The 16,968-nt window shown below is 40.4% G+C and carries 17 protein-coding genes and 1 tRNA gene; 8 read left to right on the forward strand and 10 right to left on the reverse strand.

The features are described 5' to 3' along the window. Window positions 1–22: 22 nt before the first annotated feature. The 7 genes from BLS59_RS02265 to rpsO form a co-directional block, all read right to left on the reverse strand. Window positions 23–1,126, reverse strand: a complete 1,104-nt coding sequence (locus tag BLS59_RS02265) for an acyltransferase family protein (RefSeq protein ID WP_091143576.1) — start codon at window positions 1,124–1,126, stop codon at window positions 23–25. 308 nt (window positions 1,127–1,434) lie between these two features. Continuing rightward, window positions 1,435–2,388: a D-2-hydroxyacid dehydrogenase gene (locus BLS59_RS02270; protein ID WP_205411161.1), complete on the reverse strand. Its 954-nt coding sequence runs from the start codon at window positions 2,386–2,388 to the stop codon at window positions 1,435–1,437. An 80-nt stretch (window positions 2,389–2,468) separates the two neighbouring features. Continuing rightward, window positions 2,469–3,536 (reverse strand): 3-phosphoserine/phosphohydroxythreonine transaminase, encoded by a 1,068-nt coding sequence (gene serC / locus BLS59_RS02275; protein WP_091143580.1) that lies wholly within the window; start codon window positions 3,534–3,536, stop codon window positions 2,469–2,471. A gap of 200 nt (window positions 3,537–3,736) precedes the next feature. After that, window positions 3,737–4,390, reverse strand: coding sequence for a ribulose-phosphate 3-epimerase (gene rpe, locus BLS59_RS02280; protein ID WP_091143583.1), 654 nt, complete (start codon window positions 4,388–4,390; stop codon window positions 3,737–3,739). 286 nt (window positions 4,391–4,676) lie between these two features. After that, complete coding sequence (locus BLS59_RS02285) at window positions 4,677–4,949, reverse strand: hypothetical protein (RefSeq protein WP_091143587.1); 273 nt, start codon at window positions 4,947–4,949, stop codon at window positions 4,677–4,679. Window positions 4,950–5,118: 169 nt separating this feature from the next. Beyond that, the gene (pnp, locus tag BLS59_RS02290) at window positions 5,119–7,242 is read right to left on the reverse strand and encodes a polyribonucleotide nucleotidyltransferase (RefSeq protein ID WP_091143591.1); all 2,124 of its coding nucleotides are present in this window, start codon (window positions 7,240–7,242) and stop codon (window positions 5,119–5,121) included. 211 nt (window positions 7,243–7,453) lie between these two features. Then, a complete protein-coding gene (gene rpsO / locus BLS59_RS02295) occupies window positions 7,454–7,732 on the reverse strand; it encodes a 30S ribosomal protein S15 (RefSeq protein WP_091143595.1) in 279 nt (92 codons plus the stop codon). Window positions 7,733–8,091: 359 nt separating this feature from the next. On the opposite strand from rpsO, the gene BLS59_RS02300 reads away from it, so the two are divergent. Next, window positions 8,092–8,499 carry an acyl-CoA thioesterase gene (locus tag BLS59_RS02300; protein WP_091145011.1) on the forward strand — a complete coding sequence of 136 codons (408 nt, stop codon included), beginning with the start codon at window positions 8,092–8,094 and terminating at the stop codon, window positions 8,497–8,499. A 2-nt stretch (window positions 8,500–8,501) separates the two neighbouring features. Here the strand turns inward: BLS59_RS02300 and BLS59_RS02305 are convergent, their stop codons facing one another. The 3 genes from BLS59_RS02305 to BLS59_RS02315 all read right to left on the reverse strand — a co-directional run bounded on the left by BLS59_RS02305 (window position 8,502) and on the right by BLS59_RS02315 (window position 11,331). Continuing rightward, window positions 8,502–9,611 carry a hypothetical protein gene (locus BLS59_RS02305; RefSeq protein ID WP_091143599.1) on the reverse strand — a complete coding sequence of 370 codons (1,110 nt, stop codon included), beginning with the start codon at window positions 9,609–9,611 and terminating at the stop codon, window positions 8,502–8,504. Continuing rightward, entirely contained in the window at window positions 9,611–10,246 is a 636-nt protein-coding gene (locus tag BLS59_RS02310) for an ABC transporter ATP-binding protein (RefSeq protein WP_091143602.1), read from the reverse strand. Before BLS59_RS02310 ends, BLS59_RS02305 begins: the two co-directional genes overlap by 1 nt. Before the next feature lie 107 nt (window positions 10,247–10,353). Next, window positions 10,354–11,331, reverse strand: a complete 978-nt coding sequence (locus tag BLS59_RS02315; RefSeq protein WP_091143606.1) for a D-alanine--D-alanine ligase — start codon at window positions 11,329–11,331, stop codon at window positions 10,354–10,356. A 229-nt stretch (window positions 11,332–11,560) separates the two neighbouring features. Here BLS59_RS02315 and BLS59_RS02320 point away from each other — a divergent pair, with 229 nt between their 5' ends. The 7 genes from BLS59_RS02320 (at window position 11,561) to BLS59_RS02350 (ending at window position 16,898) form a co-directional block, all read left to right on the forward strand. Next, window positions 11,561–12,349, forward strand: coding sequence for a PASTA domain-containing protein (locus BLS59_RS02320; RefSeq protein ID WP_091143608.1), 789 nt, complete (start codon window positions 11,561–11,563; stop codon window positions 12,347–12,349). Further along, a complete protein-coding gene (locus tag BLS59_RS02325; protein WP_240315127.1) occupies window positions 12,333–12,635 on the forward strand; it encodes a rhodanese-like domain-containing protein in 303 nt (100 codons plus the stop codon). Before BLS59_RS02320 ends, BLS59_RS02325 begins: the two co-directional genes overlap by 17 nt. 22 nt (window positions 12,636–12,657) lie before the next feature. After that, a complete protein-coding gene (gene mltG / locus BLS59_RS02330) occupies window positions 12,658–13,710 on the forward strand; it encodes an endolytic transglycosylase MltG (protein WP_091143611.1) in 1,053 nt (350 codons plus the stop codon). Beyond that, window positions 13,711–14,118, forward strand: a complete 408-nt coding sequence (locus BLS59_RS02335) for an acyl-CoA thioesterase (protein ID WP_091143614.1) — start codon at window positions 13,711–13,713, stop codon at window positions 14,116–14,118. It abuts the gene before it with no gap. 10 nt (window positions 14,119–14,128) lie between these two features. Then, entirely contained in the window at window positions 14,129–15,115 is a 987-nt protein-coding gene (locus BLS59_RS02340; RefSeq protein ID WP_091143618.1) for a YihY/virulence factor BrkB family protein, read from the forward strand. A gap of 98 nt (window positions 15,116–15,213) precedes the next feature. Next, a tRNA-Ser gene (locus tag BLS59_RS02345) sits at window positions 15,214–15,303 on the forward strand. Between the two features lie 368 nt (window positions 15,304–15,671). Next, window positions 15,672–16,898, forward strand: a complete 1,227-nt coding sequence (locus tag BLS59_RS02350) for a site-specific integrase (RefSeq protein ID WP_091143621.1) — start codon at window positions 15,672–15,674, stop codon at window positions 16,896–16,898. The last annotated feature ends 70 nt before the right edge of the window (window positions 16,899–16,968 follow it).

Below are 16,968 nucleotides of genomic sequence, written 5' to 3' on the forward strand. Positions count from 1 at the left end.
CATATGTAATGGATGAACCTACCTACTTAGCCGAAAAAACTAAAGGCTTTTCCATCCTGTTTTTGAAATACTTACGTATGGGAATATCCAGCCAAATCATAATTAAATAAGCTAACGCGATTAACAAAACCACGCCGGTAATCATCACTATTATCATTTCGTTCATAGCGGGCTTTTTGCTTTCTACATAGCTCATGAACAGCCATATAAACGGATAATGGATCATATAGAGCGGGTAAGAGATCTCGCCTGAAAACTTGCATAGCTTATGTAAGTTCGGCCTCAAATACGCACCCGCGCCAAGCGCAACCAAAAATGGGAAATAAAGTATTACGATCACGGGATCTATAATAAAATTGAGCTTGTCGGAAAAAGGGATAAGAAAAGCGGCCAGCAACAGCACGCCCACCAAAGTGAATCCGATGCGGGATTTGATGATCCAGTTTGAACGGTAAACCAATATGCCTGCAATAAATGAATAGAAAACCCTTACACCGCCGCCGGTAATATTATCGCCGCCCCATCCTACACCTAAATAACCGGATTTAAAGGATTCATAAGCGAGAGCTATAGCGCCAACAAGGAGTAAAACCCACATCGTTTTATTGCGTAACTTAACCAATACCAATGCATACCCAACATTGGCAATATACTCCCAAAACAACGACCACGTAGGCGGGTTAAGGTGAAACAAATTAAAATATCGCTCATGAACAAGCGGATAAGGTACCATGAAGCAGGAAGCCAGGAAAAGCATCAGCGTTTTGCCTGTATAAGCCGCATAAAGGTTACTGAACGGATCAAAAATAAACATGGCCAAGCCAATCAATGAACCGATTATCACCAGGGGATGCAAACGGATCAGTCGTAATTTCAAAAAGGTAGCCAGTCCTATGTTCTTTAGTTTTTGGTCATAAGCGTAGGCAATTACAAAACCCGATAAGCAAAAGAAAAAATCAACAGCGAGGTAAGCATGTGCAATAAAGCTGTTATTGTAATCGGGTACGGCTATTTCCATAAAGTGGAAGATCACCACGGCCACGGCCGCTATTCCCCGCAGGCCATCCAGTATTTCAAAGTGCTGTTTAGACTTTAGCGGACTTGGCGACGTAGTTGTTTTATACATGTTGGTAAAATTGGATCCTAAATCAGGCTCCAAAGATGCCGGTAAAAAGAGAGTTCAACTCCGCAAAACGTATCAATGTTTCGAGGTTTAGTATCAAAGAAAGTTTTTACTCTTACCGCAATGGTTTCTGAAGGTTAAAATGGCTATGGGAAATTATAAGGAAATGGCTGTGTCATGCTGTAAAATAGATGCTTCACTACGTTCAGCATGACAAGAGTTTTTTTAAGCCAATTGCCACAAACAAAAAACGGCGCGAACCTTTTGGGCACGCACCGTTTGTATTTATTATTTTATTTAGGGCTTGGGAATTAAGCTTTCTTAAAATGATCAATGATCAGATTAGCAAGCTCTACACCTATTCTTTCCTGGGCCTCGTTGGTGGCAGCACCAATGTGCGGCGTTAATGAAATTTTAGGGTGAGTTAATATTTCCTGACGAGGAGTTGGTTCGTTGTCAAACACATCCAAAGCTGCAAATGCAACCTGACCGCTGTTAAGCGCGTCAACTAAAGCCAGTTCGTCAATTAAACCGCCACGGGAGATGTTTACCAGACCAACACCTTTTTTAGTTTGCGCTAATTCCTCGGCGCCAAAAAGGGCTTTGTCAATGAATGGTGTGTGCAGAGTAATAAAATCGGCTGTTTTAATGATCTCGTCTAAAGTTGAAGTTTTAACACTTACCTTAACGGTTGTTCCGCCGCCCAAAACGATATCCAGCTCGGGGTTAAACGGAAACAGGTCATAAGCTAAAACTTCCATACCAACACCAATAGCTATCTTGGCAACTTCTTTACCTATACGACCAAAGCCTACAATACCAAGGGTTTTGCCACGCAGTTCAATACCTTTAGCATAAGCTTTTTTAAGGTCATTGAACTTGGTACCACCTTCAACCGGCATTTTACGGTTACTATCGGCCAGGAAACGAACGCTCCCAAACAAACTGGCAAATACCAATTCGGCAACTGATAATGATGATGAAGCAGGTGTGTTATAAACGCTAAGGCCTTTTTCACGGGCGTACTCAACATCTATATTATCCATTCCAACACCACCACGGCCAATCACTTTAAGATTAGGACAAGCGTCTATCAAAGCTTTACGAACCTTTGTTGCACTACGAACGGTAATGGCATCGTACTCTTGTAATTTTACAGGTAATTCATCCTGTGGTATATTATTGGTATCAACAAAAAAACCGGCTTCTTCTAAAAGCTGTTTTCCAATTGGATCGATACCGTCATTAGCTAATATTTTGATCATCTCTTTTTAGTCATTGTGTCATTAGTCATTGGTCTAACCGCCATCCAAAAATGACTAATGACCAATGCCTAATGACTAAATTATTTATTTGATTCTGCAAATTCCTGCATTACGTCTATCAGTGCGTAAACACTGGTTATAGGCAATGCGTTGTATATTGATGCACGGAAACCGCCTACACTTCTGTGGCCTTTGATACCTACTATACCTCTTTCGTCGCATAGTTTAAGGAAAGGTTTTTCCAGTTCGGCATTTTCCATTACAAAGGTAACGTTCATGTGCGAACGATCTTCAGTAGCGCAAACAGGTTTAAACAATGGGTTGCGTTCAATTTCATCATACAATACCCTTGCTTTGGTTATGTTTTCCTGCTCAATAACTTCAACACCGCCTTTGGCTTTTAACCACCTAAGCGTAAGCATTGATACGTATATGGCAAAACATGGCGGCGTATTGTACATTGAGCCACCCTCTATCTGCACCTGGTAATTGAACATGGCAGGGATCTTACGATCAACCTTGCCCAGGATCTCGTCCTTAACAATTACTAAGGTAACACCAGCGGGGCCCATGTTTTTTTGCGCACCGGCGTAAATTAAACCAAAATCGGCAACGTTAACTTTGCGGCTGAAAATATCTGACGACATATCGCAAACCAACGGAATTGGCGATTTAGGAAACTCCTGTAACTGTGTACCGTAAATGGTGTTATTTGAGGTGATGTGGAAGTAAGCCGCATCTGCAGGGATGGTATAATCTTTAGGAATGTAGGTAAAGTTGCTTTCTTTTGATGATGCAACAATTTCTACTTCGCCAAAAAACTTGGCTTCTTTTAAAGCTTTATTTGCCCAAACGCCTGTTTCCAGGTAAGCCGCTTTACCGGTTGACGGTAACAGGTTATATGGAGCCAATGCAAATTGCGTGCTGGCACCTCCCTGTAAAAATAATACCGAATAACCTTCTGGTACGCCAAATAATTCTTTAACTAATAAAACAGCTTCGTCTAAAACTGCTTCAAACTCTTTTGAACGGTGCGAGATCTCTAATAAGGATAATCCTGTACCATTAAAATCAATAACCGCCTCTGAAGCTTGTTTTAAAACTTCGTGAGGTAAAATGCCTGGTCCGGCACCAAAATTATGTTTCATATAATTAACGAATTGTAGGTTCTGAATACTTGATTAGGAACTTTGTATTTAGTTGGGCCGAAGTTAATTAATTTGACAAAATATATAGAGTTTATTTACATATTTTGAAAAAATATACAATTAATCAACAAAAGGCTTTTTGATTGCAAATTTGAAAATTAGTACTACTTAGCAGGTAGTATATATTGCAATTGTTATAACTATTTGGGATTTTTAAGATTTGCGATAGCCTCCGGCTGATTGGCCGACGAGAATACCGAATTACCGGCAACCAGCACATTTGCGCCGGCAGCTACCAATTGTTGGATATTTGACTGGTCTACCCCGCCATCAACTTCAATTAACAGGTTTGGATTTTTGCGGGCGCTTAACTCCTTTATGTCCTGCAGTTTTTTATAAGTATTGGGGATAAATTTTTGCCCGCCAAAACCCGGATTTACCGACATGATGAGCACCATATCCAAATCGGCAATAATATCTTCCAGCAGCGCTACCGGGGTATGGGGATTAAGGGCTACCCCTGCCCTGCAACCCAGCTCTTTAATAGCTTGTATAGTGCGGTGTAAGTGCGGACAGGCCTCGTAATGAACGGTCATGCCATCGGCCCCGGCATCTTTAAATGCTTTAAGGTAACGATCGGGTTCAACAATCATTAAATGTACATCAAGCGGTTTTGTAGCATGTTTTTTTGTAGCCGCCACAACCGGGAAGCCAAAAGAGATGTTGGGCACAAACATGCCATCCATAATATCAACATGCACCCAATCGGCTTCGCTGTTGTTGATCATTTCCAGATCGCGTTGCAGGTTGGCAAAATCGGCAGCTAAAATTGATGGTGCTATTAAGTGGCTCATATGCAAATATAGAAAAGCCTAACAATCGTATCCGCAATTTTTTGTAAAGTTTTTCGGGGAAGGAAGGTGCGTATACTTATATTCTCCCCCTTGTCATTCTGAGGAACGAAGAATCTATTCGTTGACTTTGTATAACCAGCATTACTTACCACCCAACAGATACTTCACTCCATTCAGCATGACAACTCTATATTAATATAAAATCAAGGAATCCTTAGATCCTAAAAATCATAATTCAGACAAAATCATCTGCACATCTGAAATCTAAAATCTGCACATCCGCAGCTTAATCGCAGTTAAGCAACAGATCGTAGTACTTTTTCATGAGTACGGTATCGTAATTTACGAGGGAATTGTAGGCTTCTGAAACAAGCTCATTTAGTATAGAAGAACCGAGCTGACCGCCTCCATTGGGAATGGAATCGTAATAGGTTATGAGCTCTTTAACCCTTATTATTTCATACAACAGTACCTGTATCAAATCCGTATGCGGACCCGATGGCACCCCAGGCTGACTGTTATTCAGAAAATCTAAAGGATCATTAGTAGCAGGGGTCATGTTTTATCAAGCAGGATCGAAACTTTACGGTTTTAACAACTATCTGTTAAGTATTATAAAGTTCAAATAAGCAGGTTTTGTTTTAATTTTTTGAAAAAAAGTGTAAATAAAACAAACAAAATAGCAAAACCCTCATTACGAGGGTTTTGCTTATATAACAAGTGTGTTATTATTTTGATTCTGGGCGGGGTAGTAATGCCTTGCGGGAAAGTTTTAATTTGCCTTGTTTGTCAACATCAAGCAACTTAACCCTTACCTCATCACCTATCTGGAAAATACCGTCCATTGTTTCAATGCGGCGGTGATCAATTTCAGATATGTGCAGTAAACCATCTTTACCCGGCATAATTTCAACAAATGCACCAAATGGCATAATTGATTTCACCTTGCCTTCGTAAATTTCACCAACCTCAGGTTTTGAAGCGATGTTACGGATGCGGGTTAAAGCCTGGTCAATAGATTCTTTGTTATCAGCAAAGATCTGAACGATACCCTGGTTGTCTTTTTCTTCGATAGAGATGGTTGCACCTGTTTCGCGTTGCATTTCCTGGATGATTTTACCACCGGGTCCGATAACTGCACCAATAAATTCTTTGTCAATTCTGATGGTAACAATTCGCGGAGCGTGTGGTTTGTAATCCTCCCGTGGCTGGGTAATGGTTTTAGCCATTTCGCCAAGGATATGTAAACGACCATCTTTAGCCTGGTTTAAAGCGTTTGTTAACACTTCGTATGATAAGCCATTGATTTTCAAGTCCATTTGCACAGCAACAATACCATTAACAGTACCGGTTACTTTAAAGTCCATATCGCCCAGGTGATCTTCATCACCAAGGATATCAGAAAGGATAGCGTATTTTGTACCCATTTCGTTGGTGATTAAACCCATTGCAATACCAGATACCGGGTTGGTGATCTTGATACCTGCATCCATCAAAGCCAATGTACCGGCACAAACTGTAGCCATTGATGATGAACCGTTTGACTCCAGGATATCAGAAACGATACGGATAGTGTAAGGATTTTCATCCTCGGCAGGCAATACACGTTTTAATGAACGCATAGCCAGGTTACCATGACCAATTTCACGACGACCAGCACCCCTGTTAGGACGAACTTCGCCGGTTGAGAAACCTGGGAAGTTGTAGTGCAACAGGAATTTTTGGTATCCGTTGATGAAAGCACCATCAATCATTTGCTCATCGTCCTTAGCGCCTAAGGTAACGGTGGTTAATGACTGTGTTTCGCCACGGGTAAATACAGCCGAACCGTGAGCTGATGGTAAATAACCAACTTCGCTCCATATTGGGCGTATTTGTGTAGTTGTACGACCATCTAAACGTTTGCCTTCGTCTAAAACAAGGTTACGGATAGCATCATACTCTACATCATGGTAGTATTTTTTAGCTAAAAATTTAGTAACGTCATCAATTTCGCCTAAAGTGGCAATGTATTCGTCACGTACTGCTTTAAATTTAGCACCACGCTCGTCTTTACCAGATGCCTCACCAGCAATAGCGTAAACCTGATCATAAGTAGCAGCGTAGATAGCTTTTTTCAAATCTTCGTTGCTGTGCTCATGGCTGTAAACGCGTTTTTCGGTTTTGCCAACTTCAATAGTCAGCTCTTTTTGAGCTAAACACTGAATTTTGATAGCTGTGTGAGCAAATTTAATGGCTTCAACCAATTCAGCTTCCTGAATTTCTTTTGATTCGCCTTCAACCATGTTAATGTCATGCTCGCTACCTGCTACAATAAATTCTAAAGTAGCACGCTGAAGCTGGCTTAAAGTTGGGTTGATAACTAATTCGCCATCAACTTTAGCTACACGAACTTCAGAGATAGGGCCATTGAAAGGAATATCAGAAACAGACAATGCTGCTGATGCTGCTAAACCGGCAAGGCAATCAGGCATGATATCTTTATCTGCAGAAATAAGAGAGATCATCACTTGTGTATCTGCGTGATAATCTTCCGGAAACATTGGGCGTAAAGCACGGTCAACCAAACGGGAGATCAAAACCTCATAGTCTGATAAACGTGCCTCGCGGCGTAAAAAACCACCCGGGATACGACCGGTGGCAGCGTATTTTTCCTGGTAGTCAACAGAAAGGGGTAAAAAATCAACTCCCTCTTTCGCTTCTTGCGATGATACTACGGTAGCTAATAACATGGTATCACCCATTTTAATAACTACAGAGCCATCGGCTTGTTTGGCCAATTTACCGGTTTCGATCTCAATGGTGCGGCCGTCACCTAAATCAATAACCTTTTTAATTACGTTTAAACTCATCTTTTTTTGTTTGTGGCACGCTTTTCATCTTTCGGAGCGCACCGGTTTTTTATGTGTGTGTAATATTTGTTTTTCAATCAAATAATTTGCCTTGTTAAGGGCAACTGGGCGATCATGAGTTTGTTGTTATTTATCAGAAAACTTATGATAGTTAAAGTAAAAAAGCCATCCCCTAAATCCGGAATGGCTTTTTATAAAAAAATAAGAAAAGTTATTTGATGATATCCCTAAGCTGTAAAGCTTTGATGATAGCACGATATCTTCCAATGTCTTTTTTGTACAGGTAAGCCAGCAATCCGCGGCGTTTACCTACTAATTTTTGCAGTGATAACTGGGTTGAAAAATCATGTTTGTTTTTTTTCAGGTGACCAGTTAAGTGTGCGATGCGGTAAGTGAATAATGCTACCTGACCTTCTGTTGAACCAGTGTCTGTAGCACCGTTACCATGTTTTGCAAAGATCTCTGCCTTTGCTTCTTTACCTAAATACATTACGTGAATAATATTAAAGCGTTAATAAATTTTGTTATTTGTGGGTGCAAAGATAGTGATTTAAGTCAAAATTCAAAAGTAAAAATTCAAAAGGATTGAGGCGATTAAGCCATCAATTTACACCACTATATTGATGGCTTACTGACGCGTGCTGACGACCTACTGACGATTGCTGACGAAGTACTGACGACTGCTGACGGCATACTGACGCGCACTGATAAAATATTGATTTTAAGCGAAATTCATCGGTTATTTAAAATAAAATCGTCCAGATTTCATCAAAAAAATCACGAAAACAAAAACCGGCATTGCCAACAAAAATGCAAATTTTTACTTTTGAATTTTTACTTTTGACTTATATGTATTCTACCTTCGAAACTGAATTTCGCGTACGCCCCGATGATATAGATATGTTTCAGCATGTGCATAACAGCAAGTATTTTGACTATGTGCTTGCTGCCCGGTATGATCAGATGGAGCGCTGCTATGGTATGGCAATGGAAAAATTTATGGAACGAGGCTTTGGCTGGGTAGTACGTACTGCCCATGTTGATTACAAACGCGCCCTTGCCATGGGCGATTATTTTATAGTAAAAACAGGCATAGAAAGCATTGACGATAAGGGCTGTAGGGTAATATTTTCACTAAGAAATAAGGCCAACAACAAGGTATGCTGCGACGGATATTTCGACTATGTAATGATTGATATGGCCACCGGCCGCGGTGCTAAAATACCCCAGGATGTGATTGATCAGTACGGCATATAGCCTCACTCCTTTTTCACCATTCCCTCGCTTTGGTAATAATTATTGTACATTAACAAGTAGGCTATCAGCATATTAACCGGTATTAACAGCCATAGCAAATGGAACATAATTATCCAGAATAACAGCATAAACAGGCCCATAATCCACTGCAGATACCTGTCCATATTTATACCAAACCAATAGAGTAAACTATGCAACAGCATGACTGTACTCAGACCAAACAGTAATAACTCAATGGCCATTAACGGGTTAAACCTGCTGAACAACCACACGCATTCAGGCAGTAACAATACCCCATATACACCTATAAAATTCACAAATAACTGCAACCGGGTGTAAGGTAAATTACGAGAAAAACTAAGTCGGGTTTCTTCAAAACGGCGTTCCTCAAATATCAGTACCACATGGGCGGTTATAACAGCAAGCACTGCTATACCGGCCACCCGTAAGTCAGTGCTTACATCGGCAAAAAGGTAAAAAACAGCTGTAATAATTAGCCACGATAAAACCTTGGTTACAAAATACTGCACCTTCAGCTTATCAAAAACATGATAGATGTATACGCTAAAGTAAGGTTTACGCCAATTGCGGCTCAACTTTAACAATACCGACTGGCTACTACCATCAACCAATCGATTCAAGGCATTGGTATATATGACTGAGCTGCAATAAATTAAAGCGATCAAAAAAAGCAGAATAACAGCGGGCAGCAGGTAATAATGGTTACTTAAACCAACACCAACAGTAAGTAACCCGTAAATAATAATGGGCATCAATATAATTGCCTGTGTGTATTGCCAACTCCGTAATTGCACCACCCGGGGGAACGAAGTACTACTGTAAAACAGGAATTGCTTATCGGGAGCAGCTATTTGGGTTATTACATAATGCCAGCTTTTTATAATGTAGATAAACCAGCCGCAAAACACAAGTCCCAGCATTATGGGGATGCTCACCATGCCCATCATCAATGATTTATGATAGCTGATAAGCATATTTCCGGGAACGCAGCCAACCATTATAAAAAACACAAAAAAAAGTATGGGTATATGAACCTCGTAAAAACCTTTAGCAAATACTTTTAATAATACTACGGTTAGCGGCTGCTTCATTACGCTATAAATTTAAGCGTTTGCTCCTCTACCAGTAATTCATGTGCCGCAGGTAATTCGTTGTGTTCCAGTGCCTGGTGCGATGACAGCAGAAAGCTTGTACTCTCTTGATTATAGCGTTCGGCTATCCAACCGTTCAGGATCTTTAATGACGCGGTATCGATAGTTATCAGCGGCTCATCCAGCAAAATAAGTTTAGGTGTACCGAGGAAAGCAAGCACTAACGACAGCTTCTTTAACATCCCGCTGGAATAGGTACCAACAGGCTGGTTTACATAGGCCTGCATTTGCATGGTTTCCAGATAATGCTGCTCCTGCCCTGCCGGCGCGTCTTTGGCTTTGGCAAACAGGGCTATCATTTCACTGCCGGTTAAAAATTCCGGAAATAAAGGCTCTGCTTCAGCAAAATTTACCAACTTACGGTAAGCTACAGGCTGTTTTTTTATGCTGATATTACTATCGAGTTTAATATCGCCATCAAAAGACAAGATCCCCGCAATGGACTTTAACAAGGTGCTTTTACCCGAGCCGTTTACCCCTTTGATCCAGTAGATTCCCGGTTGTATCGTCAGCTCTTCTATCTTCAGGGCCGGAAAACCTCCGTATAGTTTTTTGAATTTTATAAACTGTAGCATTACCCGTTTAATTTAGATGCCATATTCATTGTTACAGACAAAGGCGCAAATATGCGCCTCTACCAATTATTCTTACAAATCCGAAATCGAAATTTCAAATTCTGAAATCAAATAGCTCCTTCAATCAAAGCGCCATAAAACTCACCTAGATCCATTCCCGTGGCCCTTACCTGCTGCGGAATGAGGCTATTGGCGGATTGCCCCGGCGTTGTATTTATCTCGATAAAATAAAACTCCTTAGTATCTTCAAGCAAAATAAAATCGACCCTAACCATTCCCTTGCAATTAAGACGAATGTATACCTCCGTCACAATTTCTGCTATCTGCTCATTTTGCTGCGCCGATAGGTCGGCGGGGGTTACTTCTTCGGTTACACCGGGGGTATATTTGGCTTCGTAATCAAAAAAGTCCTTTGAGCTGATGATCTCCGTAGCTGGGAGCACCGTTATTTTTCCGTTAAGGCGGGCAATGCCAATACTAAATTCGCGGCCTTTTATAAATTCTTCTACCAATATCTGTTCATCCTCATGGAAGGCTTTCTTCAGTGCATCGGGCAAACCGGCAACATTATAAACCTTGCTCATTCCCACGCTGCTGCCGCCATTGTTGGGTTTAATAAATAGCGGAAATTTAAGCGTTGCCGCTATAATGGCAACATCATGCATATCTTTTTCAAACAAGCGCATAGAGTGTGCAGTATGCAGGCCATGAATACCGTTAACTATGGTTTTTGTGTAAGCCTTATTCATGGTAATGGCCGATGTAGTAGTATCGCAGGTGTTATACGGAATGCTTAGCATATCAAAGTAGCCTTGTAGCTTACCGTCCTCGCCCGGTGTACCGTGAACGGTTATAAAGGCAAAATCGAACTTTATTTTTTCGCCATTAACGGTAATACTAAAATCATTTTTATCCACATCAACAACGCCGTTATCGGCTTCGTGAAACCAGCGGTCGCGGTTTATATATATGGTGTAAACCTTGTATTTATCAGCTTTTAAGCTGGCGGCTATATTTTTGGCGCTATTTACAGATACTTCGTATTCGCCGGTAAAACCACCGGCCAAAAGGGCTATGTTTTTCATATTATGTAGTCAGCAAGTCCGGAAGTCGGTAAAGTCCGGAAGTAAATTTCTCAAATTTAATAATAAATAGATGCAGCCATAAAATTTATGAAAATGTATCATCTTTTACATTTGTAAGAACTTTCCCGACTTACGGACTTCCGGACTTTTCTGACTTCCCGACCACTGAAATCCGAAATAATCACTATGTTTGATACTTATTTGACTGTAATTATCCTTACATATACCGATGAGCAAATTTGGGGCTTACTTAAAAACAAAATCATTTCGAAATAACATTATAGGGGCTATTGTAACCGTAATTGCTGTCGTGTTAATTGCTTTTTACAGCCTTGGCTATTACACTAATCATGGATCGGGCATACCTGTGCCTAAGCTCAAAGGTGAATTGATTGACAAGGCCATGTCTATACTAAAAGAACAAGGTTTTGGCTATAAAATAGATTCTGTTTATGTACAGGACGTGGCGCCGGGAACTATTGTTGAACAGGATCCGGATGCGGGTACAAACGTAAAAGAAGGTCGCGTTATATATTTAACAATGGTTACCTTATTAGCGCCCAACATCGCACTGCCCGATCTGGAGCAAAGCAGCTATCGTGAAGCTATTGCCACACTGCAAAATTATGGGTTAAAAATTGGCGATACTACTTACCGGTCAGACATTGCCCGCGACCGCATACTTGAAGTGCGTTTTAAAGGAGAGGTTATTAAACCGGGTACAAAATTGGCCAAAGGATCAATGGTCGATCTTGTTTTGGGTGATGGTGAAGGTGCCAGCGAAGTAGAAATACCTCAGCTGATAAACCTTGATCTGGACGCGGCACGTTTTGCTATAAAAGGGGCCGGCTTAAGCGTTGGTATAGTTACTTACCAGGGCAGCATTACCGATTCTACTAACGTGGTTGTGGTATCGCAATATCCAATGAAAACAGATTCGCTAAGCAAAACCAGCATCGGTACACGCATAAACCTTACAGTAACCCAAGGCACAAAAACAGATGTCCCTGCAAATTAATGCCACGGAGCTTATAATCCGGATAAACAATAAAGAGGATCTGAACCTGATAGATGTGCGCGGTGCGATGGAATATCATACTTACAATATTGGCGGTCATAACATTCCCCTTGAGGATATTGTTGATGGGATAGATGAACTCGGCTACAACAAAACAGACGAGATAATCGTTATTTGCAAAGTTGGTTTACGGAGTAAAACTGCGCAAACCATATTGAGGCAAAATGGTTACCTCAATGTTAAAAACTTAACGGGCGGATTAATCGCCATTCAAAAACTAAAGTAATTACTACACATATCATTTAATCATGACCGAACAAAAGGCAAAATCTGGCCTGTTAAAAAAATTTATCATAGCCCTGGTACTTGTTATAATTGTAGGGCTGGGTTTTACCGCCGCAAATTATTACTTCAAATATTTTGGCCCCAACGTTACCGATAAACAGGAATACCTGTACATACCTACCGGCGCAAAATATGAGGATGTTTTTAAAACCATAAGGGAGCAGGATTTGGTAAAGGACAGCGTTTCATTTAATTGGGCTGCCACCAATATGAATTACAAAACCCGTGTAAAGCCAGGTAAATACCGTTTACACGCGGGCATGAGCAACCGCAAACTTATAAACATGCTGGCATCTGGCACGCAAGAACCTGTTAAGCTGGAGTTTCACGGCTTACGTATGAAAGAACAATTTGCAGGCTTTGTTTCAAAAAAGATAGAGCCCGATTCTTTATCCATAATCCGCTTGCTGGATTCTGCAAGTTATGTAGCGCAATATGGTTTCACTACCGATAATGTGTATGTCGTGTTCATGCCTAACTCCTACCAACTGTACTGGAATACGTCACCAGATAAATTTTTCAAAAAGATGTACGCCAACTACGAAAAATTCTGGACGCCCGAGCGCAAACAACAAGCTGCGTCATTAAATCTATCTATACAGGAAGTATCTATTTTAGCCTCTATAGTTGATGCGGAGGCCCTTCATGATGATGAAATGCCCGCAGTAGCCGGCTTGTACCTTAACCGCCTTAAAAAAGGCATGAAATTGGAGGCAGACCCTACAGTGATCTTTGCGCTAAATGATTTCACGATAAAAAGGGTGCTTACACGGTACCTTTCATACAATTCGCCATATAATACTTACCTTAATAAGGGCCTGCCGCCGGGGCCAATTATGATGCCATCTGTTAATGCAGTAAAAGCGGTATTGAACTATCAAAAAAGCGATTACATTTATATGTGCGCCAAGGCCGATTTCTCGGGCTATCATGCCTTTGCCAATAATGTTGCCGACCACTTGGTGAATGCCCACAAATTTCAACAGGCCCTTAACGAGCGTAATATCAAAAGGTAAATGTTTGAACATACCACTAAAATAAGGGTACGTTACGGTGAAACCGACCAGATGGGCTACATGTACTACGGCAATTACGCCGAGTTTTACGAGGTTGGTCGCGTGGAGATGCTGCGTAGTTTGGGATTAACCTATAGCGGCATGGAACAATCGGGCATTATGATGCCTGTACTTGAGCTAAAATGTAAATACCTGAAGCCTGCGTTATATGACGAAGAAATCAGCATAAGGGTTATCATGGATAAAATGCCGGGCATCCGTATCCATTTCAGGTATGAGTTAAGTAACGAAAAAGGCGAACTCATTAATATCGGGGAGACCCTGCTGGTTTTCATCAACATGAAAACAAACCGCCCCTGCCTGCCCAACCAGGATTTTATAGATAAATTAGTGCCGTTTTTTGAGTAAGTTTGATTAAATGAAATGGCTTCATCATTTTTTGCTCCGGTTTGCATTTTATCGATACATTATAGACTGGACAAGATACATCATACTCCCTGGCTTCAGGCCTCTGCCCCTTTATACCGTTGTCGACTTTTTCATTAAAGAAATAAGCAATAGCTCGCTGGTTAACAGGGCATCGTCATTGGCTTATAACTTTATGCTGGCGCTTTTTCCGGCAACCATATTTTTGTGCACACTTATCCCTTATATCCCGATAGCACACTTCCAGATAGAGTTATTACGGGTATTGGAGAACATTATGCCCACAAACACCTATCTGGCACTAAAGGAAACCATTATAGATATTATCAGGAACCAAAATGGCAAACTATTGTCGTTCGGTTTTTTAACCACTATATATTTTGCCACCAATGGTGTTATGAACCTTATTAAAGCATTTAATAAGTCGTCATTGATTACCGATAAGCGCAGCTGGTTAAAGCGGCGTGGCGTGGCTTTAACACTTACTGTTGCTATTAGCTTTGCATTTGTTATTGCTATAGGCATTTTGGTAACTGCGCAAGCCGTTATAAAATTCATTAAACGTCACCTCGCAAGCAAAAGCATTTTTTGGGTTTATGCGTTATTAAGTTCATTAGTTAGCTGGATAGTTATCATCATTATATTTTTTGTAACGATATCAATTTTATACCGGTATGGCCCGGCACATAAAAAAAGATGGAAATTCATAAACCCAGGATCTATATTGGCAACAGGGCTGGCGATATTAACATCCATTGGTTTTTCCTACTACATCAATAACTTTTCGTCATACAATAAAGTTTATGGATCGTTAGGAACTGTCATCGTGGCTATGCTTTGGATGTACGTAAATTCGCTTATTTTGCTCATCGGATTTGAATTAAACGCTTCCGTTGAGCTCTCAAAACGCAATTTAAGGATCGTAAAACCTAAATATAATAGCTTCAAAAGCAAAAAAAGAGAGCCACACGCAAATTAAGCAACTGACTTTCAAATGCTTATTGACAATTGTTAAAAAAGTGAAAAAAAATCACTTTCAGATTTGTCAATCCGCTCCGGATTTGTACTTTTGTCCCCGGAGAGCTGGCAGAGTGGTCGATTGCGGCAGTCTTGAAAACTGTTGAACTGTGAAAGGTTCCTGGGGTTCGAATCCCTAGCTCTCCGCCATAAGGCAAAACAATAGAAACTGCGTCATTCGTAGAGTACTATTGAAAAAATAGCCAAAAACAGCGTCAGTAAAGCGTAGAGGGACATGGTTCTGAACCCTAACTCTCCGCTGAAAGCATTAAAAAAGTGATTTAAGCCCTTTAATTGAAAAATTAAAGGGCTTTTTCTTTGCCATTACCTACCAAAACTCGCATACAATCGCAAAACTCTTTTGCGTCATTCGTAGAGTCTTTTCAAAATCAGACAAAAAAATAAAAAGACTCTACGAATGGCTTGTAACAAACTGTATAACAGCATGTTTACGCCATGGACATCTTGTGATACAGCACACACAAACGTAATTTTGTTTAACTTTTTATTAATGTGTTATGTTGGAAAAAAGCTTTGGATTAATGTTTTTCTTAAAACAACCAAAAAATCAAAAAGAGACTTTAAGATCTATTTATGTAAAGATCACCGTAGACGGCAAAGCTACCGAGCTGTCTACAAAAAGAAAATGCGAATTATCGCGCTGGAATACTGCTGCTGGAAGGGAATCAGGGACTAAAGAGTCAACTAAAGAACTCAATTACTACCTGGATACTTTAGAGCAAATGATTTATCAGGCTAAAAGATCCTTAAATGATTCTGATAAAATAGTATCAGCTCAAGCAATTAAAGATGTCATTAATGGGGTCACTGAAAAACCACGAATGATACTGGATGTATTTCAGCATCATAATAATCAGATGAAGGCGCTTGAAGGAATAGATTTTGCTCCCGGAACTATTGGCCGGTATCAAATTTCTATGCAACATACAAGAGATTTTATTAAATGGATGTATAAGGTAAATGATAAGCCAATCAAAGAACTCGATCATGAGTTTATTTCGCAGTACGCTTTCTGGTTGAAGACCGTAAGAAAGTGCAATCATAATTCTACAATGAAATATCTTGCTAATTTTAAAAAAGTTGTTTTGATCTGCGTAAAAAACAGGTGGTTGCCTGGAGACCCTTTTGCAAACTTTAAGCTGACAAAAAAAGCGGTTGAAAAAATTGCGTTAACAGAATCGGAGCTAAAACGGGTGATCGAAAAGAAATTCGATACGGAACGCCTAAGCTTGGTAAGGGATATCTTCGTATTTAGCTGCTACACCGGACTGGCTTATGCCGACGTAAAGAACTTGAAAAGGTCAGATATTAAAGATGGCGTAGATGGTAAGGAATGGATATTTATTAACCGTCAAAAAACAAACTCAGCTTCTCACCTACCGCTTTTAGGCCAAGCAAAAACGATATTAGCAAGATACCAAGACCATAGTAGATGCAGCGATTCAGGCTATGCGTTACCCGTGTTGACCAATCAAAAAATGAACGCTTATTTGAAAGAGATTGCCGATACCTGTAATATAGATTCGGAACTCACTTTCCACATTGCCCGGCATACATTTGCAACAACCGTTACCCTTAATAATGGCGTTTCGATGGAATCCGTATCTAAAATGCTTGGCCATTCTTCGATCAGGCAAACCCAACACTATGCTAAATTGCAAAACTACAAAGTAAGCCAGGATATGCTGTTGCTGGAAGACGCCTTATCGGCTAAAAGCTATTAAAAATAGAACATAGGGTCAGCAATATCAAACTGACCCTATAATTTAATTTCAATGAGACTACCTTGATAGG

Origin of the sequence: Mucilaginibacter pineti, from assembly GCF_900101875.1 — a bacterium.
GTDB lineage: Bacteria > Bacteroidota > Bacteroidia > Sphingobacteriales > Sphingobacteriaceae > Mucilaginibacter > Mucilaginibacter pineti.

What these genes read in the sequence shown, in the direction of transcription:
- BLS59_RS02265 (WP_091143576.1), bottom strand. Translation starts at nt 1,126, where the DNA reads ATGTATAAAACAACTACGTCGCCAAGTCCGCTAAAGTCTAAACAGCAC.
- BLS59_RS02270 (WP_205411161.1), bottom strand. Translation starts at nt 2,388, where the DNA reads ATGATCAAAATATTAGCTAATGACGGTATCGATCCAATTGGAAAACAG.
- serC (WP_091143580.1), bottom strand. Translation starts at nt 3,536, where the DNA reads ATGAAACATAATTTTGGTGCCGGACCAGGCATTTTACCTCACGAAGTT.
- rpe (WP_091143583.1), bottom strand. Translation starts at nt 4,390, where the DNA reads ATGAGCCACTTAATAGCACCATCAATTTTAGCTGCCGATTTTGCCAAC.
- BLS59_RS02285 (WP_091143587.1), bottom strand. Translation starts at nt 4,949, where the DNA reads ATGACCCCTGCTACTAATGATCCTTTAGATTTTCTGAATAACAGTCAG.
- pnp (WP_091143591.1), bottom strand. Translation starts at nt 7,242, where the DNA reads ATGAGTTTAAACGTAATTAAAAAGGTTATTGATTTAGGTGACGGCCGC.
- rpsO (WP_091143595.1), bottom strand. Translation starts at nt 7,732, where the DNA reads ATGTATTTAGGTAAAGAAGCAAAGGCAGAGATCTTTGCAAAACATGGT.
- BLS59_RS02300 (WP_091145011.1), top strand. Translation starts at nt 8,092, where the DNA reads ATGTATTCTACCTTCGAAACTGAATTTCGCGTACGCCCCGATGATATA.
- BLS59_RS02305 (WP_091143599.1), bottom strand. Translation starts at nt 9,611, where the DNA reads ATGAAGCAGCCGCTAACCGTAGTATTATTAAAAGTATTTGCTAAAGGT.
- BLS59_RS02310 (WP_091143602.1), bottom strand. Translation starts at nt 10,246, where the DNA reads ATGCTACAGTTTATAAAATTCAAAAAACTATACGGAGGTTTTCCGGCC.
- BLS59_RS02315 (WP_091143606.1), bottom strand. Translation starts at nt 11,331, where the DNA reads ATGAAAAACATAGCCCTTTTGGCCGGTGGTTTTACCGGCGAATACGAA.
- BLS59_RS02320 (WP_091143608.1), top strand. Translation starts at nt 11,561, where the DNA reads ATGAGCAAATTTGGGGCTTACTTAAAAACAAAATCATTTCGAAATAAC.
- BLS59_RS02325 (WP_240315127.1), top strand. Translation starts at nt 12,333, where the DNA reads ATGTCCCTGCAAATTAATGCCACGGAGCTTATAATCCGGATAAACAAT.
- mltG (WP_091143611.1), top strand. Translation starts at nt 12,658, where the DNA reads ATGACCGAACAAAAGGCAAAATCTGGCCTGTTAAAAAAATTTATCATA.
- BLS59_RS02335 (WP_091143614.1), top strand. Translation starts at nt 13,711, where the DNA reads ATGTTTGAACATACCACTAAAATAAGGGTACGTTACGGTGAAACCGAC.
- BLS59_RS02340 (WP_091143618.1), top strand. Translation starts at nt 14,129, where the DNA reads ATGAAATGGCTTCATCATTTTTTGCTCCGGTTTGCATTTTATCGATAC.
- BLS59_RS02350 (WP_091143621.1), top strand. Translation starts at nt 15,672, where the DNA reads ATGTTGGAAAAAAGCTTTGGATTAATGTTTTTCTTAAAACAACCAAAA.